This window comes from Paracidovorax sp. (assembly GCF_057642795.1).
On the sequence record NZ_JBXYZY010000003.1, the window covers coordinates 176316 to 197564 of the forward strand.

General features: G+C 68.5%; 19 protein-coding genes, 1 pseudogene and 1 riboswitch. Of the genes and pseudogenes, 17 read left to right on the plus strand and 3 right to left on the minus strand.

Annotated features, from left to right (window positions below; genetic code table 11):
- Positions 1-42: 42 nt before the first annotated feature.
- The 7 genes from ccoN (at position 43) to AC3A84_RS04665 (ending at position 5552) form a co-directional block, all read left to right on the plus strand.
- The gene (ccoN, locus tag AC3A84_RS04635) at positions 43-1482 is read left to right on the plus strand and encodes a cytochrome-c oxidase, cbb3-type subunit I (RefSeq protein WP_487968477.1); all 1440 of its coding nucleotides are present in this window, start codon (positions 43-45) and stop codon (positions 1480-1482) included.
- A gap of 18 nt (positions 1483-1500) precedes the next feature.
- Positions 1501-2133: a cytochrome-c oxidase, cbb3-type subunit II gene (ccoO, locus tag AC3A84_RS04640; RefSeq protein WP_487968478.1), complete on the plus strand. Its 633-nt coding sequence runs from the start codon at positions 1501-1503 to the stop codon at positions 2131-2133.
- A 34-nt stretch (positions 2134-2167) separates the two neighbouring features.
- The gene (locus AC3A84_RS04645; protein WP_092940380.1) at positions 2168-2305 is read left to right on the plus strand and encodes a cbb3-type cytochrome oxidase subunit 3; all 138 of its coding nucleotides are present in this window, start codon (positions 2168-2170) and stop codon (positions 2303-2305) included.
- 75 nt (positions 2306-2380) lie between these two features.
- Positions 2381-3301, plus strand: coding sequence for a cytochrome-c oxidase, cbb3-type subunit III (ccoP, locus tag AC3A84_RS04650; RefSeq protein WP_487968479.1), 921 nt, complete (start codon positions 2381-2383; stop codon positions 3299-3301).
- A 141-nt stretch (positions 3302-3442) separates the two neighbouring features.
- Positions 3443-4873, plus strand: coding sequence for a cytochrome c oxidase accessory protein CcoG (gene ccoG, locus AC3A84_RS04655; RefSeq protein ID WP_487968480.1), 1431 nt, complete (start codon positions 3443-3445; stop codon positions 4871-4873).
- Between the two features lie 78 nt (positions 4874-4951).
- Positions 4952-5236 carry a FixH family protein gene (locus tag AC3A84_RS04660; protein ID WP_487968481.1) on the plus strand — a complete coding sequence of 95 codons (285 nt, stop codon included), beginning with the start codon at positions 4952-4954 and terminating at the stop codon, positions 5234-5236.
- Between the two features lie 28 nt (positions 5237-5264).
- The gene (locus AC3A84_RS04665) at positions 5265-5552 is read left to right on the plus strand and encodes a hypothetical protein (RefSeq protein WP_092940412.1); all 288 of its coding nucleotides are present in this window, start codon (positions 5265-5267) and stop codon (positions 5550-5552) included.
- Positions 5553-5605: 53 nt separating this feature from the next.
- On the opposite strand, the gene fnr is transcribed toward AC3A84_RS04665, so the two are convergent.
- Positions 5606-6331: a fumarate/nitrate reduction transcriptional regulator Fnr gene (gene fnr, locus AC3A84_RS04670; protein WP_487968482.1), complete on the minus strand. Its 726-nt coding sequence runs from the start codon at positions 6329-6331 to the stop codon at positions 5606-5608.
- 211 nt (positions 6332-6542) lie between these two features.
- On the opposite strand from fnr, the gene hemN reads away from it, so the two are divergent.
- The 4 genes and pseudogenes from hemN (at position 6543) to AC3A84_RS04690 (ending at position 12618) form a co-directional block, all read left to right on the plus strand.
- A complete protein-coding gene (hemN, locus tag AC3A84_RS04675) occupies positions 6543-7925 on the plus strand; it encodes an oxygen-independent coproporphyrinogen III oxidase (RefSeq protein ID WP_487968483.1) in 1383 nt (460 codons plus the stop codon).
- A gap of 13 nt (positions 7926-7938) precedes the next feature.
- The gene (locus AC3A84_RS04680; protein ID WP_487968484.1) at positions 7939-8670 is read left to right on the plus strand and encodes a sulfite exporter TauE/SafE family protein; all 732 of its coding nucleotides are present in this window, start codon (positions 7939-7941) and stop codon (positions 8668-8670) included.
- Between the two features lie 74 nt (positions 8671-8744).
- The gene (locus AC3A84_RS04685) at positions 8745-10145 is read left to right on the plus strand and encodes a cyclic di-GMP phosphodiesterase (RefSeq protein ID WP_487968485.1); all 1401 of its coding nucleotides are present in this window, start codon (positions 8745-8747) and stop codon (positions 10143-10145) included.
- Positions 10146-10150: 5 nt separating this feature from the next.
- Positions 10151-12618: pseudogene (locus AC3A84_RS04690) on the plus strand (EAL domain-containing protein).
- Positions 12619-12982: 364 nt separating this feature from the next.
- Here the strand turns inward: AC3A84_RS04690 and AC3A84_RS04695 are convergent.
- Together AC3A84_RS04695 and AC3A84_RS04700 are read right to left on the minus strand one after the other, a co-directional pair.
- Positions 12983-13378 (minus strand): cell division protein ZapA, encoded by a 396-nt coding sequence (locus tag AC3A84_RS04695; protein WP_487968486.1) that lies wholly within the window; start codon positions 13376-13378, stop codon positions 12983-12985.
- Positions 13375-13596, minus strand: a complete 222-nt coding sequence (locus AC3A84_RS04700) for a DUF904 domain-containing protein (protein ID WP_487968487.1) — start codon at positions 13594-13596, stop codon at positions 13375-13377. Before AC3A84_RS04700 ends, AC3A84_RS04695 begins: the two co-directional genes overlap by 4 nt.
- 34 nt (positions 13597-13630) lie before the next feature.
- A riboswitch (cobalamin riboswitch) is annotated at positions 13631-13917 on the plus strand.
- 94 nt (positions 13918-14011) lie between these two features.
- On the opposite strand from AC3A84_RS04700, the gene AC3A84_RS04705 reads away from it, so the two are divergent.
- The 6 genes from AC3A84_RS04705 (at position 14012) to AC3A84_RS04730 (ending at position 21211) form a co-directional block, all read left to right on the plus strand.
- On the plus strand, positions 14012-15877 hold the full coding sequence (locus AC3A84_RS04705) for a TonB-dependent receptor domain-containing protein (RefSeq protein ID WP_487968488.1): 1866 nt from the start codon (positions 14012-14014) through the stop codon (positions 15875-15877).
- A complete protein-coding gene (locus AC3A84_RS04710; protein WP_487968489.1) occupies positions 15862-17307 on the plus strand; it encodes a cobyrinic acid a,c-diamide synthase CobB in 1446 nt (481 codons plus the stop codon). The genes AC3A84_RS04705 and AC3A84_RS04710 overlap by 16 nt, the downstream gene beginning before the upstream one ends.
- A complete protein-coding gene (locus AC3A84_RS04715) occupies positions 17304-17903 on the plus strand; it encodes a bifunctional adenosylcobinamide kinase/adenosylcobinamide-phosphate guanylyltransferase (protein ID WP_487968490.1) in 600 nt (199 codons plus the stop codon). The genes AC3A84_RS04710 and AC3A84_RS04715 overlap by 4 nt, the downstream gene beginning before the upstream one ends.
- Positions 17904-18501: 598 nt before the next feature.
- Positions 18502-19386: an ABC transporter substrate-binding protein gene (locus AC3A84_RS04720; RefSeq protein ID WP_487968491.1), complete on the plus strand. Its 885-nt coding sequence runs from the start codon at positions 18502-18504 to the stop codon at positions 19384-19386.
- Positions 19383-20420, plus strand: coding sequence for a FecCD family ABC transporter permease (locus AC3A84_RS04725; RefSeq protein WP_487968492.1), 1038 nt, complete (start codon positions 19383-19385; stop codon positions 20418-20420). Before AC3A84_RS04720 ends, AC3A84_RS04725 begins: the two co-directional genes overlap by 4 nt.
- Positions 20417-21211: an ABC transporter ATP-binding protein gene (locus AC3A84_RS04730; RefSeq protein WP_487968493.1), complete on the plus strand. Its 795-nt coding sequence runs from the start codon at positions 20417-20419 to the stop codon at positions 21209-21211. Before AC3A84_RS04725 ends, AC3A84_RS04730 begins: the two co-directional genes overlap by 4 nt.
- Positions 21212-21249: the final 38 nt, after the last annotated feature.

Genomic DNA, 21249 nt, shown 5'->3' on the forward strand with positions numbered 1-21249 from the left:
GGTACCTGCAACACACTGGCCCCGCAATACAAGAGGTGCCCGATGGATTCTTCTCAAACCCGTGCTGCGCATTACGACGATTCGGTCGTGCGGCAGTTCTCGATCATGGCAGTGGTGTGGGGCGTGGTCGGCATGCTGGTGGGCGTGGTGATCGCCGCGCAGCTGGCCTGGCCCGAACTCAACTTAGGCATTCCGTGGCTCAGCTACGGCCGCTTGCGGCCGCTGCATACCAATGCGGTGATCTTCGCCTTCGGCGGTTGCGGCCTTTTCGCCACCAGCTACTACGTGGTGCAGCGCACCTGCCAGACGCGGCTCTTTGCCGGCCCGCTGGCCAAGTTCACGTTCTGGGGCTGGCAGCTGGTCATCCTGGCCGCGGCCATCAGCCTGCCGCTGGGCTACACCTCCGGCAAGGAATACGCCGAGCTGGAGTGGCCCATCGACATCCTGATCGCGGTGGTGTGGGTGTCCTACGCCATCGTGTTCTTCGGCACGGTGGGCAAGCGGCGCGTGCGCCACATCTACGTGGCCAACTGGTTCTTCGGCGCGTTCATCATCGCTGTGGCGCTGCTGCACATCGTCAACAGCGCCGCTGTGCCTGCAGGCTGGATGAAGAGCTATTCGGCCTATGCCGGTGTGCAGGACGCGATGGTGCAGTGGTGGTACGGCCATAACGCCGTGGGCTTCTACCTCACCACGGGCTTTTTGGGGATGATGTATTACTTCATCCCCAAGCAGGCCGGCCGCCCGGTGTACAGCTATCGCCTGTCCATCGTGCACTTCTGGGCGCTGATCTTCACCTACATGTGGGCCGGCCCCCACCATCTGCACTACACGGCGCTGCCGGACTGGACGCAGTCGGTGGGCATGGTGTTCTCGCTGATCCTGCTGGCCCCCAGCTGGGGCGGGATGATCAACGGGATCATGACCCTCTCGGGCGCCTGGCACAAGCTGCGCACCGACCCTATCCTGCGTTTCCTGATCGTGTCGCTCTCGTTCTACGGCATGTCGACGTTCGAGGGTCCGATGATGTCTATCAAGACCGTCAACGCGCTGAGCCACTACACCGACTGGACGATCGGCCACGTGCATTCCGGTGCGCTGGGCTGGGTGGGCCTCATCACCATGGGCTCGCTCTACTACCTGATTCCGCGCCTCTTCGGCAAGGACAAGATGCATTCGGTGCCCGCCATCGAGCTGCACTTCTGGATGGCCACCGTGGGCATCGTGCTCTACATCGCCGCCATGTGGATCGCCGGCGTCATGCAAGGCCTGATGTGGCGCGCCATCAACCCGGACGGCACGCTGACCTACACCTTCGTCGAAGGCGTGAAGGCGACCTATCCGTTCTACGTGATCCGCTTTGTGGGCGGCCTGATGTATCTGGGCGGCATGGCCGTGATGGCCTGGAACGTGTGGATGACGGCCGTCGGCGGGCGTTCGGTCAAGGTGGCCATCCCCATGGTCCAGCCGGCCCACGCCTGAGCTTGAAGGAGCGATTGAATGTCTGATACCCCCCGCACCGCATCTGCCGGCTTCACCCACGAAAAGGTGGAGACCAGCAACTTCCTGATGATCGTGCTGATCCTGCTCGTCGTGGCCGTGGGCGGCCTGGTCGAGATCGTGCCGCTCTTCTTCCAGAAGTCCACCACCGAGGCTGTGGACGGCGTCAAGCCCTATACCGCGGTGCAGTTGATCGGCCGCGACATCTATCTGCGTGAGGGCTGCTACAACTGCCACTCGCAGATGATCCGCCCCTTCCGCGCCGAGACGCTGCGCTATGGCCACTACTCCGTGGCGGGCGAGTTCGTCTACGACCACCCCTTCCAGTGGGGCAGCAAGCGCACGGGCCCTGACCTGCAGCGCGTGGGCGGCAAGTACAGCGACGAGTGGCACCGCATCCACCTGAACAACCCGCGCGACGTGGTGCCCGAATCGAACATGCCCGCCTACCCGTGGTTGGCGAAGACCCAGGTCGATCCCAGCGTGGTCGAACCCCGCATGAAGGCGCTGCGCATCGTGGGCGTGCCTTACACCGATGCGGAGATCGCCGGCGGAGCCGACGAGGTCAAGGGCAAGACCGAGCTGGACGCGCTTGTCGCCTACCTGCAGGTCATGGGCCGCGCGCTCAAGTAAGCCCGCGCCGCACACCGCAACCAAGGAGCCTGCTATGGATATCACCACCATGCGCATCGTGGCCACGCTGGCATCGCTGGCGTGCTTTCTGGGCATCTGGGTCTGGGCGTTCCTGCGCCGCAACCAGGCCCGCTTCGAAGAGGCGGCGCAGCTGCCCTTCGTGCAGGACTGACGGACTCACTGCCGGCCTTTCCGCCGGTCTTTCCGACCGATCGAACGGCCGCACGCACAAGAAACGAGAGAACCCATGAGCGATTTCACCAACCATTTCTGGTCCCTCTATGTGGCCGGGCTCACGCTGGCCGGCATCCTGGCCTGCGCCCTGCTGCTGTGGATCACCTCGCGCAAGAAGGTCGAGGCCACGGCCGACAACACCACCGGCCACGTCTGGGACGAAGACCTGCGCGAGATGAACAACCCGCTGCCGCGATGGTGGATGTGGCTGTTCATCATCACCATGGTCTTTGGCGTGGCCTATCTGGTGGCCTACCCGGGCCTGGGGGCCTTCTCCGGCCGTCTGGGCTGGACGCAGCGCGGCGAGTACGAGGCCGAGATGGCCAAGGCCGATGCCGAGCTGCAGCCGCTCTACGCCCGCTTCGCGCAAATGAAGCCTGAAGACATGGCGCGCGATCCGCAGGCCATGGCCATCGGCGAACGCCTCTTTCTCAATAACTGCGCGCAGTGCCACGGCTCCGATGCGCGCGGTAGCAAGGGCTTTCCCAACCTCACCGATGGCGACTGGCTGCATGGCGGCGCGCCCGAGCAGATCCACCAGACCATCCATGCCGGCCGCATTGGCGTGATGCCGCCGATGGCCGCCGCCGTGGGATCGCCCGAAGACGTGCGCAACCTCGCGCAGTACGTGCTGAGCCTCTCTGGCAGCCCGCACGATTCGCTGCGCGCATCGCTGGGCAAGTCCAAGTTCACGGCCTGCGCGGCATGCCATGGCATGGATGGCAAGGGCAACACGGCGCTGGGCGCGCCCAACCTCACCGATGACATCTGGCTGCACGGCTGGGGTGAGGCCGCGATCACCGCGATGATCAACAACGGCAAGACCAACCAGATGCCAGCGCAGGCTGGCAAGCTCACCGACAGCCAGATCAACGTGCTGACGGCCTATGTCTGGGGTCTTTCGAACGGCAAGCCCGGCGCCGCCGTGCGCTGAGCGAGCCCCGAAGCACGTGTCACACGCAACCGCCGTGTCCACGTCCTGAGCCGGCGCCTCGGCGCCGGCTGCATTGCTTTCTCCTTTCCTTTTTTCCATGCGACTCGGAACCCATCCGGGCCCCCGCCACAGGCACCCACCATGAAGCCCGCCGAAGGCCCTCCGGCCAAGGTCATACCGATCACTCCCGTCCCCGCAGAAAGCCAGTCGCTCTACGAGGCGCAGCAGAAGATCTACCCGCGCGCGATCAGTGGCGTCTTCGCGCGCTGGCGCTGGCTCATGGTCGTGCTCACGCAGCTGGTGTTCTACGGCTTGCCGTGGCTGCAGTGGGGTGGGCGGCAGATGGTGCTGTTCGACCTGGGCGCACGCCGGTTCTACCTGTTTGGCCTGGTGCTCTATCCGCAGGACTTCATCTACCTCACCGGCCTGCTTGTCATCTCGGCGCTGTCGCTGTTCCTCTTCACTGCGGTGGCGGGGCGGCTGTGGTGCGGCTTCGCCTGTCCGCAAACGGTCTATACCGAGATCTTCATGTGGATCGAGCACCGTGTGGAAGGTGATCGCAGCGCACGCCTGCGGCTGGACCGCAGCGGCTGGACGGCAGAGAAGATCGCCAAGAAGAGCACCAAGCAGTTGCTGTGGATCGCCATCGCGGGCTGGACAGGCTTCAGCTTCGTGGGCTACTTCGTGCCCATCCGCCTGCTGGGGGCGGAGCTGTTGGCACTGCAGGGCTCGTGGCAGATCTTCTGGGTGGCGTTCTACGCCCTTGCCACCTACGGCAACGCCGGTTTCATGCGCGAGCAGGTGTGCAAGTACATGTGCCCCTATGCGCGCTTTCAGAGCGCCATGTTCGACAGCGACACGCTGATCGTGACCTATGACCAGGCCCGCGGCGAGCCGCGCGGCCCGCGCAACAAGTCGGTGGCCGACCCTCGGGCGCAGGGGCTCGGCGACTGCATCGACTGCACCCTGTGCGTGCAGGTCTGCCCGGTGGGGATCGACATCCGCAACGGCCTGCAGTACGAGTGCATCGGCTGCGGCCTGTGCGTGGATGCCTGCAATACCGTGATGGACAAGATGCGCTATGCGCCGGGCCTGATCCGCTTTTCGACCCAGAACGGCGTGGAGCGCCGCTGGAGCCAGCCGCAGATACTGCGTCGCGTGCTGCGCCCGCGCGTGCTGATCTACAGTGCGGTGCTGGTGCTGCTGTGCATCGGCATGCTGGCCAGCCTGGTGGGGCGTACGCCGCTCAAGGTGGACGTGGTGCGCGACCGCGCCGCGCTCTCGCGCATCGTGGCCGGCGGCCGGCTGGAGAACGTTTACCGTCTGCAGATCATGAATGCCACCGAGGGGCCCCAGCGTTACCGTATCGGCGCGCGAGGCCTGACAGGGCTGGAGGTCGCCTCCGAGCCCGAGGTGGAGGTGGGCCCGGCCGAGGCGCGCTGGGTGGCCGTGCGGCTGCAGGTGCCCTACGGCTCGGCCGAGCCGGGGTCGCACCCGGTGTATTTCGAGGTGCGCGCCCAGGGAGCAGCGGCGCAGGTGTCCGAAAAGTCGGTGTTTCTGGTGCCGCGCTGATGGCCGTGCCCCCAAGCGATCGTCAATAGGTACAAGGTTCTTGGTGAAGCGGACTGTGCGCCGCGAAGGAGTGTGAGCATGACCCCCATCGTTTCATCCGCCGGGCAGCCAGCCGGGCCCGTGTCCCAGCCCTGGTGGCGCTACGGCCATGTGTGGCTCATCATCGCGGGGCCGGCCATCGTGGTGGTCGCAGGCCTGGTGACGCTCTGGCTGGCACTGAGTCGACCCGATCCGGTGCTGGCAGAGGACTACTACCAGCGCGGGCTCGACATCAACAAGACGCTGCGCCAGGACGCCGCCGCCATGGTGCCGGCCCTCAAGGGCCGCAACCATGCGGCCACGCCTGTGCAGGATCGGCCCTGAGCACGTCTCGCGCGAAGGAGAAGACACCATGCTGAAACAGCGACTGATGTGGATCGCCTGGCCCGCCTTTTTGATGGCGGGCGTGATGGAGATGGTCGTCTTTGCCTGTGTGGATCCGCAGGCGCTGCACTGGGCGGACCAGCCGCTCGCGCTCTCGCGCGAAGGGGTCTATACCCTGGCGTTCTTCGTGTTCTGGGCCATCATCATGCTGTCCGGCGCACTCACCACCTTGCTGTCGCTCTCGCCCTTCGAGATCAACCGTTGCCCGGTGCCGGAATGCGAGCGGCCCGCAGACTGCGCGAAATACCCGCGCTAGCACGGCAGCGCGCGCGCACCTGGCGCCCAGTGGGTGTTAGGAGGGGTGTCGCTTCAGTGGCAGGCCTGGTTCTGGCTGTTGACGATGCGCTTGAGCGCCTCTGTGTCGAGGATGCGCACATGGCGCTGCTTCACCTCGACGATGCCTTCCTCGACGAACTTCGAGAAGGTGCGGCTCACGGTCTCGAGCTTCAGGCCCAGGTAGCTGCCGATTTCCTCGCGCGTCATGCGCAGCACCAGTTCGGACTGCGAGAAGCCGCGGGCATGCAGACGCTGCACCAGGTTCAGCAGGAAGGCCGCCAACCGCTCCTCGGCGCGCATGCTGCCCAGCAGGAGCATCACGCCGTGCTCGCGCACGATCTCGCGGCTCATGATCTTGTGCACATGGTTCTGCAGGGCCGTGACCTCGCGCGACAGTTCTTCGATGCGGTCGAAGGGCATGACGCAGACCTCGGCATCTTCCAGCGCGACGGCGTCGCAGCTATGGTGGTCGTTCACGATGCCGTCCAGGCCAATGATCTCGCCGGCCATCTGGAAGCCTGTCACCTGGTCGCGGCCGTCCTCCGTGGCCACGCAGGTCTTGAAGAAGCCGGTGCGGATGGCGAAGAGCGAAGTGAAGGCCTCGCCATTGCGGAACAGAGTTCCCCCGCGCTTGACCTTGCGGCGCACGGCGACGATCTCGTCGATCCGTTGCAGCTGCTGCTCGTTCAGGCCCATGGGCATGCACAGTTCGCGCAGGTTGCAGTTGGAGCAGGCCACTTTGATGGTTTGCGGATTCATATGCACGGAGCTCCTGTAGTGGCTTCGTCGCATCGGGCGAACCGGCGACGGTCGTGCGGTACGGCCCAGGGGCCCTATCGCACAAGAGGTTTCAATTCATTGACGTCTCTGCTGATTGTCTCAGCGCGCTTGCAGACATCGCTTGATGCACATCAAGGACGGCCGAGGGGCCCTGCGGCAAAGTTCGGAGCCGGACCCCAAGGAATTCCTCATGAATGCTGTCACTCCCGAGCTACTGCGTCGCTTCGACGTGCCAGGGCCACGCTACACCTCCTATCCGACGGCGGACCGGTTCGTCGAGGCATTCGGGCAGGACGAGTATGTCCTCGCGTTGCAGCAGCGGCGCGCCGGAGCAGCCTCGATGGCGCTTCCGCTCTCCCTTTATGTGCATATTCCGTTCTGCGAATCGCTCTGCTATTACTGCGCTTGCAACAAGATCATCACGCGCCACCCCGAGCGCGCCACCACCTACTTGCGCTATTTGAGCCGCGAGATTGACCTGCACACCGCGCAGTGCGGGGTGGGGCAGCCCGTAAGCCAGCTGCACCTGGGCGGCGGCAGCCCCACCTTCCTGCCGGATGCGGCGCTGCGCGAACTCATGGCCATTTTGCGGCGCAGCTTCGCGCTGGTGCCGGGCGGTGAATACTCGATCGAGGTGGATCCGCGCACCGTGACCGAGGAGCGCCTGGCCGTGCTGGCCGAGCTGGGCTTCAACCGCCTGAGCTTCGGCGTGCAGGACTTCGACCCCGAAGTGCAGAAGGCCGTCCACCGGGTACAGCCCTCTGCCCAGGTGTTCAGCCTCGTGGAGGCCGCCCGGCGCCTCGGCTTCGAGTCGATCAATGTCGATCTGATCTACGGCCTGCCCCGCCAGACGCCCGAGTCCTTCGACCGTACGCTGGAGCAGATCGCGCTGCTGCGGCCAGACCGCATCGCCCTCTACGCCTATGCCCACCTGCCGGAGCGCTTCAAGCCGCAGCGGCGCATCGTCACGGCCGAGCTGCCGCAGGCTTCTGCCAAGGTGTCCATGCTCTCGCGCTCGCTCCAGTCCTTGGGCGACGCAGGCTATGTGTATGTAGGCATGGACCATTTCGCTTTGCCGCACGATCCTTTGGCCGTGGCCAAGCGCCAGGGCCGGCTGCATCGCAATTTCCAAGGCTACAGCACCCAGCCCGACTGCGACCTGATTGGCCTCGGCGTCTCGGCCATCGGCCGCGTGGGTGCCACCTACAGCCAGAACGCCAAGACGCTGGACGAGTACTACGACTTCCTCGACCAGGGCCGGCTGCCGGTGGTGCGGGGGCTCGCACTCACCCGCGACGACCTGGTACGCCGTGCCGTCATCATGGCGCTGATGTGCCAGGGCGAGGTGCTGTTCGAGCCCATGGAGCAATCCTGGCTGATCGATTTCCGCCGGTATTTCGCCGCCGAGATCGAGCAACTGCACGATCTGCAGGAGCAGGGGCTGGCGACGGTGACAGACGACGCCATCACGGTCACGCCCATGGGCTGGTTCTTCGTGCGCGGCGTGGCCATGGTGTTCGACCGCCATCTGCAGGTGGACCGCAACCGCGCGCGGTTCTCTCGCATCATCTGACGGCCACCCACCCATGCTGGCAACTACCGCCTGGACCGCCCTGGCCATGGGCCTTCTGGGCGGGCCGCACTGCCTGGCCATGTGTGCCGCGCCGTGCGGGGCGATCACCCGCTCGTCAGTGAGTGGGGCCGCTGAGGCCCCTGCGGCAGAGCACGTGCTGAGGCGCCTGGAGCGGCCATCGCTCTCGCGCACCGCGCTTTTCCATGCCGGACGCATCGCGGGCTATGCGACGGCTGGCGCGCTGGCCGCGACGGCCATGGACCGGCTCGCTTGGCTGACTCAGCAGACCTCTGCGCTCAAGCCGGCTTGGACGCTGCTGCATGTCGCCGTGCTGGCCTGGGGGCTGTTGATGCTGCTGCAGGCGCGTCAGCCGGCCTGGATCGAGCGGGCTGGGCGCGGCGCGTGGCGTCGGGTGGCTCCGGCGGTAGGGCGGCGGGGCGGGGCGCTGGCCGCAGGCGGTGCGTGGGCGCTCATGCCCTGCGGCTTGCTGTACTCGGCGCTGCTCGTGGCTGCGCTCTCCGGCAGCGTGGGGGCCGGGGCGGCCACCATGGCGCTCTTTGGTCTGGGCGGCACCGTGTGGCTGCTGGCCGGGCCCTGGGCCTGGGGGCGGTTGCGCAGCCGGATCGACCAGGCCCGCGGCGGTTGGGGCACGCGCCTGTCGGGGCTGCTGCTGTGTGGGGTCGCGGCGTGGGCGCTGTGGCTGGATCTGAGCCATTCGTCGCCCGGATTGTGGTGCCTTCCATAGCGTTTGGCTATCGGATTTCGGTCTGGGTGTGGTTGTCTGAAGAGGCGTAGTGGGCATGTTGCCAACCCGAGTTCGTGGCTGACGATATATTCGGCGGTCTCCTTCAACGCGACGCGTTGCGCGGTCCCGCTTATCTCGTGAACAACAGCAGCGTCCTCATCGACATCCGTCAGCTACGGGTCGGTATGTACATTCAGCTCGATGTGGGCTGGCTGCGGCATCCTTTTCCGACCAGCAGCTTCAAGTTGACCAGCGCCGACCAGATCCACCAGCTGCGATCGCTGGGCGTTCCGCAGATCCGTTACGTTCCGGCCAAAAGCGACCCCTATGAGGACGAGCTGGTACGCCAGACCGACGCGCAACCTCGGGATGGCAGTCCGGTGCCGGCGCCGTCTTCTCCAATGGAGCCGCCGCTTTCCGGCGAGGCGCCGGTTGCGCTGACGGGGATTTCCGCGCTGCGCGCTCGCCGGCTGGCGGCCCTGGCGCTGGTCAATGCCCAGCGGGTTGCCGTGGAGCGCTGCGACCAGCGCTTTTCCGAGGTCACCCGGGGCTATCAGCAACTCATGGCCAAGCTGCCTTCGGACCCGCGCGAGGCGCGGTCGCTGGCCGATTCCCTGGTTGGCAGCAGAGTGGCCGAAGTGCTGGACAACCGCGACTCTGCCATCCAGTTGCTGTCGCAGGGGGTGGGGGTGCAGCCTGAGATGCACTCGGTCAACGTGATGGTCCTGTCCTTGCTGCTGGGCCGTGCGCTCGGCTTGCAGCGCGACGACTTGCTCGACATCGGCAAGGCGGCACTGCTCCACGATGTGGGAAAACATGCGTTGCCGTTGCATGTGGCGGAGCCGGGCACCCCTCTTTCACCGCCCGACGTCCAGCGCTACCGCAGCCATGTCGCGGAATCCGTCAACGCGGTTCGGCGCATGGGGCTGCCGGGCGCCGTGCAGGTGGCGATTGCTCAGCATCATGAAATGGCCGACGGCAGCGGCTTCCCTCTGGGCCTGCGCGCTGAGGATCTCAGCCGTGCCGGTCAGATCGTGGCGCTGGTCAATCATTACGAGCGGGCCTGCAACCCCTTGCACGGCGCCCCCGCCCTGACTCCGCACGAGGCGCTGTCGGTCATTTACGCCCAGCACAAGATGCGGTTCGACGCCGTCGTCCTCGGGGCCTTCATCCGCATGATGGGTGTCTATCCCCCCGGGTCGGTCGTGCAACTGGCGAACGATCGTTACGCGCTCGTCATGTCGGTCAATTCGTCGCGCCCGCTGCGCCCCAGGGTGCTGGTGCATGACCCCCACGTGCCCAAGGACGAGGCGCTGGTGATCGACCTCGAAACACTGCCCGAACTGGGCATTCGCCGCAGCCTCAGGCCCTCGCAGCTGCCGCGCGACGCCCTCGACTACCTCGCGCCGCGCCAGCGCATCTGCTACTTCTTTGAGCGAGCGGCAGAGCCCTCGTCTGGCGAGGCCGCGCCGTGACGGGGCTGCCACGCGCCACGGACGGCTGGTTTGCCATCACCGATGGTCTGGCCGAAGCCGTATGGCTGGTGGACCCTGCGACGCAGCGTGTGCTGCATGCCAACCAGGCCGCCGCAGAGCTGACGGGCATGCCCGTTGCGGCCATGGTGGGCCAGTCCGTGCTGCAGCTAGCCGTCACGCCCGAAGACCAGGTCTTCTGGAGCCAGCCGGTGGAAGCCATCCTGGAGGGCGTGGACTCGCGCACCCAGGTGCTGCATCGCGACGGCCGGCTGCTGCCGGTGGACCGGCGTGCCGTGGCGGTCACGCTGCCTTTGGGCGAGCGGCTCCTGCTGCTCACCATGGTGAACCGCTCCCGGGAAACCGCCGTGGAGCACGAGCTGGAAAACCTGCTGGCGGAACTGCGGGCCACGCTCGATTCTGCTGCCGACGGCATCATGGTGTGTGACTTGCAGGGCCAGGTGCGCGCCTTCAACCAGCGGCTGGCGCTGCTCTGGAACCTGCCGCGCGAACTGCTGGTGCGGTCCGCGCGCACCTCGAATCGCAGGTTTCAGACCTGCCGGCCTACCGCGCGAGGCTGGCCTCCATCGCCCGGCGACCGCTGGAGGAAACCAGCGACGTGATCCGCCTGCGCAGCGGCTTGCTGATGGAGCGCCGTTCGGTGCCGCAGCGCGTGCATGGCCGGCCGACGGGGCGGGTCTTTTCGTTCCGCGATATCACGCGCCAGTCCGAAACACAGGCCGGCCTTCGCCTGGCGGCGGGTGTCTTCGAGTCGAGCCTGGACGCGATCTTCATCGCCGACCATCGCCACCACATTGTCCGCATGAACCCGGGTTGCGAGCGGCTGGTGGGCGTGGGTCCCCGCCTGCGCCTGGAACTGCCCGCCCAGGCCCTTTTCCACAGCGAAGACGACGGTGCCGCACTGATGCGGCAGGTGCATGCCGGCTGGGAGCACGAGGGGTTTTGGGAGGGAGATCTGGACCTGCTGCGCAGCCAGGGCGAGCCCTGTGCGGTCCACCTGTCCTGGGTGGCGCTGCGCGATGACGCTGGGGCGATCGTGCAGAGCATCGGCTTCATGCGCGACCTCACTTCCGAGCGCGCCGCGCAAAAGCGCATCGAGCAACTGGCCTTCAGCGACGTACTGACCGGCCTGCCCAACCGGCTGCTGCTGGCACGCCGGGTGGAATCCGCCGTCGCCGTGGCCGAGCAGCAACCCGATACGCGCTTCGCGATCCTGTTCCTCGACCTGGACCGCTTCAAGATCATCAACGACTCGCTGGGCCATCCCTTCGGCGACCGCGTGCTCAAGCTGGTGGCCGAGCGGCTGCAGTCCAGCCTGCGCGCGACCGACATGCTTTGCCGGCTGGGCGGCGACGAGTTCGTCATCTATCTGCACGCCAGCGAGGCCTCGATAGCCCAGAGCGTGGCGCGCCGTATCCTCGACGACATGCTGCGCTCCTTCGTGCTCGACGGCATGGCGTTTTCCATCCAGTGCAGCATTGGTGTGGCGCTCTACCCGCAGGACGGCAGCACGCTGGACGAACTCATCAAGCAGGCCGACACCGCCATGTACCGCGTGAAGGATCGGGGGCGCGGCAGCTACGGCTTCTACCAGCCGCAGATGAACGCCAACCTGCTCTCACGCATGCAGATGGAGCACGGCATGCGCCAGGCCTTGGGCCTGGGCGAGATGGCGGTGCATTACCAGCCGCAGGTCTGCATGGCCACCGGCCGCATCGTGGGGGCCGAGGCACTCGTGCGCTGGACCAGTCCTGAGTTCGGGGCGGTCTCGCCGGGCGTCTTCATTCCGCTGGCCGAGGAGTCCGGCTTCATCGTCACGCTGGGCGCGTGGGTGCTCGAACGCGCCATCGAAGAGGCGGCCCGCTGGATGCGGGCCGGCACGCCGCTGGTGATGGCGGTGAACGTTTCGGCGCTCGAATTTCGCCAGCCCGACTTCGTCGAGCGGCTGACCATGCTGTTGGAGCGGCACGGTCTGCCGGCCACGTTGCTGGAGCTGGAGCTGACCGAGACCATCCTGCTGCAGGACGCGCGCGAGATGGAGCAGCGCGTGAGCGCGCTGGCACAGCTCGGAGCGGGACTTTCCATCGACGACTTCGGCACCGGCTATTCGAGCCTGGCCTATTTGAAGAAGCTCACCATCCACAAGCTCAAGATCGACCAGTCGTTCGTGCGCGGGCTGCCGGACGACGAGGGCGACTGCGGCATCGTCACCGCCATCATCAGCATGGGGCGTGCGCTGCACATCGAGGTGATCGCCGAAGGGGTGGAGACATTGGAGCAGCGCGCGGCGCTCGAGCGCATGGGCTGCCAGTACTTCCAGGGGTTTCTCTGCGCGCCGGCCCTGCCTGCGACCGAGATGCGCACCTGGCTCGACGGCCTGCCGGAGGGCACCTGGACGCCCGCTCCGGCGGTCGGCTTGGCATCGCCAGCGACATCTGAGCCGTCGATCAGCTGATCTCCGCGAGCAGGTTCAGTGGGTGGCGTGGTGGAGGAATAAGGTGTCTGCGAATGCCACCGAGCCGTCATCCTGAACCGGGGGTTCAGGGGGGCGAGGGCAGCCAGGCGTTGGGTTCATCTGACGCGAGATGATCACGCTCACCGGGCAATGTACCAAGCCCTTGCTCAGAGAGCATTGGTTCAAGGAAATATAAGGCCCAGCAGCACCGCAGACGCTTTGATTGTAGGCCTGCCGCGATGGGCCGGCGGCGCAAAACCCATCGGGCTGTATTGGCGAAGCGCCAGGGCTTGCATGCGCATGCAATTGGCGCGATAAGGCGCGCGCAGCCCGTTGCGTGCGTGACCGTGCCGCCCGGCGCCGATCAAGCCGGCTGCTGCGCTCCGTGCAGCGCTGCGTCGAGCCGCTGCAGGAGGGACTGCAGGCGCTCTTGCTGCTGCGCGGCGTGTTCCGGCGCCTGGCCCGAGGCGCCTGGGATGCCCGCCTGCGCATCGTCGAGCGCCAGCGTGCCTTGGCCGGGGGCGGGCGGGCGCTCATTGGCGGCAGCCTGATCTGCGGCCTCGCGGTCGCCCAGCTCGAAAGCCATGTTCACTGCGGCCAGCACGGCAATGCGCTCGCGCGCCCGCACTTTGCCGGCGTCGCGGATGCGTGTCATGGCCGCGTCCACGCGATCCACCGCGGCCATCAGGCGCGGCTCGTGGCCTTCGGGGCAAACCAGCAGATAGCTCTGCTGCAGGATGCGGACCTCGATCTGCTTCATGGGGCGTCCTTCGCGTCGGTGGCAGGGGGCAGGCGGTCGAGCAGGGCATCGACGCGCGCGCGCGCCGCGCTGAGTCTCGACCTGAGCGAGTCGCGCTCGCGCGTGAGCTCCGTCACCTGCTGCGTCAGCAGCGTGTTGGTGCGCTGGAGTTCGGCGTGCCGCTGCAGCAGCCGCTCGACCCGCTCGGCGATCTCATCGATGGAGGTGGTGTGTGCCATAGAGCCTCGGATTGTAGGGTTGGGCCGCCAGGGCCGTAAAATCCGCGCCGTTGGTGCTCGCGGCGTGGTTCGCATGACGCAGTTCAACGGGAAGCAGGGAGGTGCGCCGCCGGGATCGTGAAGACGTCTCCCGCCAGGCCCGCCGTGCCTGCGCTGCCCCCGCAACGGTCAGCGGACGAATCGCCCTGCGGCAGCGACGAAGCGGCACAGGGCGCTTCCCAATCCACGCACGAAGCCACTGGGCGCGTTGAACAAGCGCCTGGGAAGGCGTGTGGAATGTGTGCCGCCAGCCCGGATACCGGCCAACACGGTGGCCACCCCACATCGTCTGCCCCTGGGCGGCGTACGGGTGGCCGTGATGCCCAAGGACCGGCGGGGAGGCCGGTCAGGGTGATTCCCTCTGTGCCCTTGTCCCATGAAAACCCATCGTTCGATCCCTGCGCGCCTGGCCGCGCTGCCCTTGCTGCTGGGCGCCGCCTGGCCTGCGCTTTCGTTTGCCCAGACCCTGCTGGCGCAAGCCGCCACCACCGCCCAGCTGCGCGAGACCGTGGTGACCGCCACGCGCACCGAACGCCCGCTCGCCGACCTGGTGGCCGACGTTTCCGTGCTCGACCGTGACGCCATCGAGCGCAGCGGCGCCGTGGGCGTGGCCGACCTGCTGGCACGCCTGCCGGGGGTGGAGTTCGCCCGCAGCGGCGGCATCGGCGGCACCACCAGCGTTTTCCTGCGCGGGGCGGAGAGCCGCTTCACGGCCGTCTATATCGACGGCGTGCGGGTCGATACGCAGACCACCGGCGGCTCGCCGTGGGAGCAGATCCCGCTGGCGCAGATTGACCGCATCGAAGTGCTGCGCGGCCCGGCGGCCGCCGTCTATGGCTCCGACGCCGTCGGCGGCGTGGTGCAGCTCTTCACCAAGAAGGGCGAAGGCCCGGCCGCGCCCTACGCCCAGGTCGGCCTGGGCAGCCACGGCACACGCACGGCCCAGGCCGGCGTGAGCGGCGGCGCGGGCGCGCTGGACTATTCGCTCGGCATCTCGCATGAGCGCAGCGACGGCTTCAACGCCGGCCCCATCCCCACCGCCAACCCTGACGACGACGGCTACCGCCGCACCTCGGGCAACGCCCGCGTGGGGCTGCAGATCGATGCGCGCCACCGCATCGACGGCACGCTCCTGGCCAGCAACCTGTGGTCGCAGTACGACGGCTTCACGCCGGGGGGCGACGACGTCAGCCGCCACCAGCTGCGCACCGGCGGCCTGACCTGGACGGCGCGCTGGAGCGATGCCTACACCACACGTGTTCAGGCCACAGCGTCCCGCAGCAGCTATGCCACGGAACCGGATCAGTACCTCACCGACACCACACTGCGCAACTACCTCTTCCAGAACGAATGGCGCGTGGGCACGCAGACCTTCACCGCCGCGCTGGAGCGCCGGGAGGACGAACTGCACAACCCCGCCACCGACTTCACCACCGACCTGCGCGGCAAGCGCTCGCAGAACGCGCTGGCCCTGGGATACGGCGTCAGCGCGGGGGCGCATTCGCTGCAGGCCCACCTGCGCCGCGACGACGACAGCGAATTCGGCGGCAAGACCACCGGTAGCCTGGCCTACGGCTTCGCCGTCACGCCGCAGTGGCGCGCCACCGTGTCGGCCGGCACCTCGTTCCGCGCGCCCACGCTCTACCAGCGCTTCAGCGAATACGGCGTGGCCACGCTGCAGCCCGAAAGCGGCCGCAACGTCGAGGCCGGCCTGCGCTGGACCGAGGGCGCGAGCAGCGTGGGCGTGGTGGCCTACCGCAACCGCGTGCGCAACCTCATCAACTTCGGCGCGACCGGCACCTGCGCCAGCGCCTTCGGCTGCTACGAGAGCGTGGGCCGGGCCGAATACAGCGGCGTCACCCTGTCCGCCACGCACCGCCTGGCCGCCGTCAACCTGCGCGGTTCCTTCGACTGGCAGGACCCGCGTGACCTGACCCGCGACCGCCAGCTCGCACGCCGGGCCAAACACCACGCCGTGCTGGGGGCCGACACGCAGTTCGCCGGCTGGGCCTGGGGTGCCGAGCTGCAGGCCTCGGGCCGCCGCTACGACTACACGGGTGGTGCCGTCCAGGTGCTGGGCGGCTACGGGCTGGTCAACCTCTACGCTAGCACCCGCGTGGCGCGCGACTTCACCCTGCTGGCCCGCGTGGACAACCTGAACGACAAGCGCTACGAGACGGCCAGCACCTATGCCACGGCCGGCCGCACGCTGTACGTGGCACTGAAATGGGCGCCTCAATGAGCCTGCGTGAGATCACCGGCGATGCCGTTGCGGCCACGGCTTCCTGCCCGGCCATCGTCATCGCCGCGCCGGCCTCGGGCCAGGGCAAGACCACCGTCACCGCCGCCCTGGCACGCCTGCATGCGCGCCAGGGCCGGCGTGTGCGCGTCTTCAAGTGCGGGCCGGATTTCCTCGACCCCCACTGGCTGCAGCTGGCCAGTGGCGCGCCGGTGCAGCAGCTCGACCTGTGGATGACCGGCGAGGCCGACTGCGCGCGCCGCCTGCATGCCGCCGCGCAAGAGGCCGACCTGCTGCTCATCGAGGGCGTGATGGGCCTGTTCGACGGCGAGCGGCCGGTGGCCGACCTGGCCCAGCGCTTCGGCATTCCGGTGCTGGCGGTGGTCGATGCATCGGCCATGGGCGGCACGCTGGGCGCCATCGCCCACGGCTTGCGCCACTACCGCCCCGGCCTGCCATGGGCCGGCGTGCTCGCCAACCGCGTGGCCACCGAACGCCACGCCAGCTTGCTGCGCAGCGGCATCGCCGACCCGGCCGACTGGCTGGGCGCGCTGCCGCGCGTGACGCTGGCCGGCGAAAGCGGCCCGCGCCTGCTGCCCGAGCGCCATCTGGGCCTAGTCGTCGCGCAGGAACTGGAAGACGCCCTGCAACGCCTGGATGCCGCTGCCGACGCGCTGGCCAGCCACACGCCGCTGGGCCGCATGGGGCCCGCCGATTGGGAGCGCTGGTGCGTCGATTTCTCCGTGCCGGCCGAAGTGGCCGGTACTGCGGCCATCGCGGCGCCGCTGCTGGCCGGCCGCACCGTGGCCGTGGGGGGCGACGAGGCGTTCTGCTTCGTCTATCACGCCAACCTGCAGACCCTGGCCGAAATGGGCGCGCGGGTGGTGCGCTTTTCGCCGCTGCACGACGCCGCGCTGCCCGCTTGCGATGCCGTCTGGCTGCCCGGCGGGTACCCGGAGCTGCATGCCGAGGCGCTGGCAGCCAACCAGGGCATGGCGCAGAGCCTGCGCGATCACGTCGCCGCCGGCCGGGCCGTGTGGGCGGAGTGCGGCGGCATGATGGCCTTGTTCGAATCGATCACCCTGCGCGATGGCCGCAGCGTGCCGCTCTGGGGCCTGCTGCCCGGCGAGGTCACCATGCAGCCGCGCCTGGCGGCGCTGGGCCCGCAGCAGCTGGAGCTGCCGGGGGGTGAAGGGGAAGGCGAAGGCGGCCAAGGTGGCGATGTGCTGCGCGGCCACACCTTCCACTACTCCACCAGCCGCAGCCCGGCCGAGGTCATCGCCCGCACGGCGCGGCCGGGCCAGTTGCCGGCCGAGAACGCGGGCGAGGCGCTCTATCGCCACGGGAGCATCCACGCGAGCTATTTCCACGCCTGGTTCGCCTCCAGCCCGTGCGCCACGGCGCGGCTGCTGGGCGCGGCGGTTGACGCATGACGCCCCAGACCCCGATCGCCCGCAGCGAATTCATCCTGGGCGGCCAGAAGAGCGGGAAGTCGCGCCGCGCCGAACTGCTGGCCCGCCAGTGGTTGCAGGACTCGCCCGATCACCGGGCCCTGTTGATCGCCACGGGCCAGCCCTGGGACGACGAGATGCGCGAACGCATCGCCCGCCACCAGCGCGACCGCGCCGAGCGTGTGCCGGGCCTGGCCACGCTGGAAGAGCCCCGCGATCTGGCAGGCGCGCTGGCAAGGCATTCGGATGCGCGCACGCTGATCGTGGTGGATTGCCTCACGCTCTGGGTGACCAACTGGCTGATGCCGTTGGGCGCTGATTTGTCTGATGTAGAAGTGAATCGGACGCTGGCCCTTGATTTTCAAGGGCAGTGCGCTCTCTTTTCAGGAGCGATCCAGCAGGCTGACGGGCCTGTGGTCGTGGTGGGCAATGAGATCGGCTTGGGGGTGATTCCGCTGGGGCGGGAGGTGAGGGCGTTTGTGGATGCGTTGGGGGGGGTGAATCAGCGGGTGGCTGAGGTGTGTGAGCGGGTGACTTTGGTGGTTGCGGGTGTGGGGTTGTGTTTGAAGGGTGCCTGATGCTTGGTGGCTGCTTTGGCATGTGCTGGGTGGTTGCTTTCCGGGGCCGGGTCTCGCCCCGGCGGGCGAGGTACTTTTCTTTGCTTCGCCAAAGAAAAGTACCCCAAAGAAAGGCGACCCTACTGTGCGTGTCCCTCCGCTGCGCTACGGGCAACCTGCGATGCTCGGTCGGCGGGTGCTGCCGCAGAACTCACTGCGCGCACTGCGTGCGCTCCGTTCAAACATGCTGCGGCAAGTCAGAGCACGAAGTGCGTGTGTCCTTCGGCACACGCACACACCCGCCGCCCTGCGCTTCTCGGCACGCACAGAAGGGTTGGGGGAAACAGCCGGGCCGTCGCTGCGCTCGGCCCAGTCCTGGGAGCGCACTGCGCATTGCAGGCTCCGCAGCGCGAAGCGCGCGCGATGCGGGCCGAGCGAAGCAATGGCCCGTGTGCGGGTTCCCACCCCTGCTGGCTGCGCCTTTTCTTTGCTTACTTTCTTTTGGCGAAGCAAAAGAAAGTGAGTGCGCTGTCGGGCGCACATCCCGATCCCCGGGAAACAACCTCCTAGCCGAAGCCCGCACCGCCAGCCCCACCAACATCCAGAAGGCCTGAACCCCATGCCCCGCAAATTCATCCACCTTCTGACCACCCTGATCCTCCTGGCCGCCGCCTCCCTCCCCGCAGCAGCAGCCCCCCTCCAGATCACCGACGCCCGCGGCCGCACCCAAACCTTCCCCCGCCCCCCCGAACGCATCGTCAGCCTCCTGCCCTCGCTCACCGAAAGCGTCTGCGCCCTGGACCAATGCCAGCGCCTCGTCGGCGTGGACCGCTATTCCAACTGGCCCGCCGCCGTGCAGCGCCTGCCGCAGGTGGGCGGCGGCATCGATCCGAACATCGAGGCCATCGTCGCCCTGAAGCCCGACGTGGTGCTGCTGGCCACCAGCTCGCGCGCCAGTGATCGGCTGGAAGCGCTGGGCATCAAGGTCGTCGCGCTCGAGCCCAAGACGCAGGCCGACGTGCGCCGCGTTCTGGGCACGCTGGGGCAACTGCTCGGCGTGCCGCCAGAGCAGGGCGCCGAGCGGCTCTGGCGCGTGATCGAGGCCGGCGTGCAGGCCGCCGCGCAGTCGCTGCCGGCGCGGGCGCGCGGCGTGCGCGTGTATTTCGAGGTCAGCCGGGGCCCCTATGCGGCGGGCGAGACCTCCTTCATCGGCGAGACGCTGCAGCGCCTGGGCGCGCGCAACGTGGTGCCGGCGGCCCTGGGGCCATTCCCGCGGCTCAATCCTGAATTCGTCGTGCGGGCGCGGCCCGACGTGATCCTCATCGGCAACCGCAGCATGCAGGCGATGACGCCGTACCCGGGCTGGGAGGGCCTGCCTGCCGTGCGCGACCACCGCATCTGCGTCTTCGGGCCCGACGAGGCCGACGTACTGGTGCGCCCCGGCCCGCGCATGGCCGATGCGGCGCGCATCATGGCTCGCTGCCTGGCGGAGAAGGCGCCGTGAACGCTGCCGGTGTCTCGTTCGGCAATGGGCGCCGCGCCTGGCTGCTGGCCTGCGCGCTGGTGGCCGCCAGTCTGGTGCTCGCGCTGCTGGGCACGAGCGTGGGCAGCACCGGCTTCGACAGCGTGCTGCGCCTGCGTGACGCTGACCCGGTGGCGCTGCAGATCGTGGCGCAGATCCGCCTGCCGCGCACGCTGGGCGCCTGGCTGGCTGGCGCGCTGCTGGGGCTGGCGGGCGCCCTCGCGCAAGGGCTCTTTCGCAATCCGCTGGCCGACCCGTACCTGCTGGGCAGCGCCTCGGGCGCGGCGCTGGGCGGGGCGCTGGCTATGGTGCTGATGGGCGCCTCCGCTGCGGCGGGCGCCACATGGCTGGCGCGGCTGGGCGTGACCGGCATGGCTTTCATCGGCGCGGCCGGGGCGGTGCTGCTCACGCTGGCACTGGCGCGGGGCGTGCAGCACACGCTGCGGCTGTTGCTGGCCGGCGTGATCGTGGGCGTGGTGCTGGGCGCGGTGCGTGATCTGGTGGAGCTGGCTTCGCCCGACATCCTGCAGGCCATGCAGGCCTTCACGCTGGGCAGCACCAGCTTCGTCGGCTGGACGGGCTGCGCGCTGATGGGCGCCGCCCTGGCCGTGTGCGCGCTCGCCGCCTGGTCGCTGGCGCGCGCGCTCGACGGCCTCACGCTGGGCGAGGCCACCGCCGCCAGCCTGGGCCTGCCGCTTGTGCCGCTGCGCGCCGGGCTGATCGCCGCGCTGGCGCTGGCGACCGGCGCGGCCGTGGCGCAGACCGGGTTGATCGCCTTCGTGGGGCTGGCCTCGCCGCACCTGGTGCGATCCCTGGTGCGCGTGACGCACCGGGGGCACGTGCTGCTCTCGGCGCTGATGGGCGCCGTGCTGCTGCTGGCGGCCGACATCCTGGCGCGCTGGCTGCTGGCGCCGCAGGAGCTGCCCGTCGGCGTGCTCACGGCCGCGCTGGGCGGCAGCTATCTGCTGTGGCTCATGCACCGCGGCCGCGCCATGGCGGGGGGCGGAAGGCCATGAAGGACCCCATCGCTCTCAGCGCCCGCCAGATCGGCGTGCGCATCGGCAGCACCCCGGTGCTGCAGGGCATCGACCTGAACCTGCCCGCGGGCCGCTGGACGGCCGTGGTCGGCCCCAACGGCGCTGGCAAGTCCACCCTGCTCAAGGTGCTGGCCGGCGTGCTGCGCAGCGGGGCCGGCGGCGTGCAGGTGCAAGGCCAGGTGCTGCTGGCCGGCCGCCCCATCGCGCAGCTGCCCGCGCGCGCCCGTGCCCGCCAGCTGGCCTGGCTGGGTCAGAACGAAGAGGCCGCCGCCGACGGCCTGCCCGCCTATGAAGTGGCCCTGCTGGGCCGCCTGCCGCACCAGGGCTGGCTGGCGCCGCCTTCCGCTGCCGACCATGCCGCCACCGAATGGGCGCTGCGCGCCACCCAGGCCTGGGACTGGCGCCACCGGCCGCTGGCCCAGCTTTCGGGCGGCGAACGCCAGCGCGTGCTGCTGGCGCGGGCGCTGGCCGTGCAGGCCGGCGTGCTGCTCATGGACGAGCCCCTGGCCAACCTGGACCCGCCGCATCAGGCCGACTGGCTGCGCATCGTGCGCGCGCTCGTCGCCGGCGGCGCCACCGTGGTCAGCGTGCTGCACGAGGTGACCATGGCGCTGCAGGCCGATGCGCTGGTCATCGTCGCGGACGGCCGCGTGCGCCACCAGGGCGACTGCGCCGACCCCGCCACGCATGCCGCGCTGGAGGCCGTGTTCGACCATCGCATCCGCGTGCGGCAGGTGGAAGGGCAGTGGATCGCGCTGCCCTGCATCTAGCCCGGCTTTCCGTCTGCTCCTTTTTTCCTCTTCTCTCT

What these genes read in the sequence shown, in the direction of transcription:
- AC3A84_RS04665 (WP_092940412.1), top strand. Translation starts at nt 5,265, where the DNA reads ATGCTGAAACAGCGACTGATGTGGATCGCCTGGCCCGCCTTTTTGATG.
- fnr (WP_487968482.1), bottom strand. Translation starts at nt 6,331, where the DNA reads ATGAATCCGCAAACCATCAAAGTGGCCTGCTCCAACTGCAACCTGCGC.
- hemN (WP_487968483.1), top strand. Translation starts at nt 6,543, where the DNA reads ATGAATGCTGTCACTCCCGAGCTACTGCGTCGCTTCGACGTGCCAGGG.
- ccoP (WP_487968479.1), top strand. Translation starts at nt 2,381, where the DNA reads ATGAGCGATTTCACCAACCATTTCTGGTCCCTCTATGTGGCCGGGCTC.
- AC3A84_RS04695 (WP_487968486.1), bottom strand. Translation starts at nt 13,378, where the DNA reads ATGAAGCAGATCGAGGTCCGCATCCTGCAGCAGAGCTATCTGCTGGTT.
- ccoN (WP_487968477.1), top strand. Translation starts at nt 43, where the DNA reads ATGGATTCTTCTCAAACCCGTGCTGCGCATTACGACGATTCGGTCGTG.
- AC3A84_RS04660 (WP_487968481.1), top strand. Translation starts at nt 4,952, where the DNA reads ATGACCCCCATCGTTTCATCCGCCGGGCAGCCAGCCGGGCCCGTGTCC.
- AC3A84_RS04720 (WP_487968491.1), top strand. Translation starts at nt 18,502, where the DNA reads ATGCCCCGCAAATTCATCCACCTTCTGACCACCCTGATCCTCCTGGCC.
- ccoO (WP_487968478.1), top strand. Translation starts at nt 1,501, where the DNA reads ATGTCTGATACCCCCCGCACCGCATCTGCCGGCTTCACCCACGAAAAG.
- AC3A84_RS04710 (WP_487968489.1), top strand. Translation starts at nt 15,862, where the DNA reads ATGGGCGCCTCAATGAGCCTGCGTGAGATCACCGGCGATGCCGTTGCG.
- AC3A84_RS04705 (WP_487968488.1), top strand. Translation starts at nt 14,012, where the DNA reads ATGAAAACCCATCGTTCGATCCCTGCGCGCCTGGCCGCGCTGCCCTTG.
- AC3A84_RS04645 (WP_092940380.1), top strand. Translation starts at nt 2,168, where the DNA reads ATGGATATCACCACCATGCGCATCGTGGCCACGCTGGCATCGCTGGCG.
- ccoG (WP_487968480.1), top strand. Translation starts at nt 3,443, where the DNA reads ATGAAGCCCGCCGAAGGCCCTCCGGCCAAGGTCATACCGATCACTCCC.
- AC3A84_RS04715 (WP_487968490.1), top strand. Translation starts at nt 17,304, where the DNA reads ATGACGCCCCAGACCCCGATCGCCCGCAGCGAATTCATCCTGGGCGGC.
- AC3A84_RS04730 (WP_487968493.1), top strand. Translation starts at nt 20,417, where the DNA reads ATGAAGGACCCCATCGCTCTCAGCGCCCGCCAGATCGGCGTGCGCATC.
- AC3A84_RS04700 (WP_487968487.1), bottom strand. Translation starts at nt 13,596, where the DNA reads ATGGCACACACCACCTCCATCGATGAGATCGCCGAGCGGGTCGAGCGG.
- AC3A84_RS04680 (WP_487968484.1), top strand. Translation starts at nt 7,939, where the DNA reads ATGCTGGCAACTACCGCCTGGACCGCCCTGGCCATGGGCCTTCTGGGC.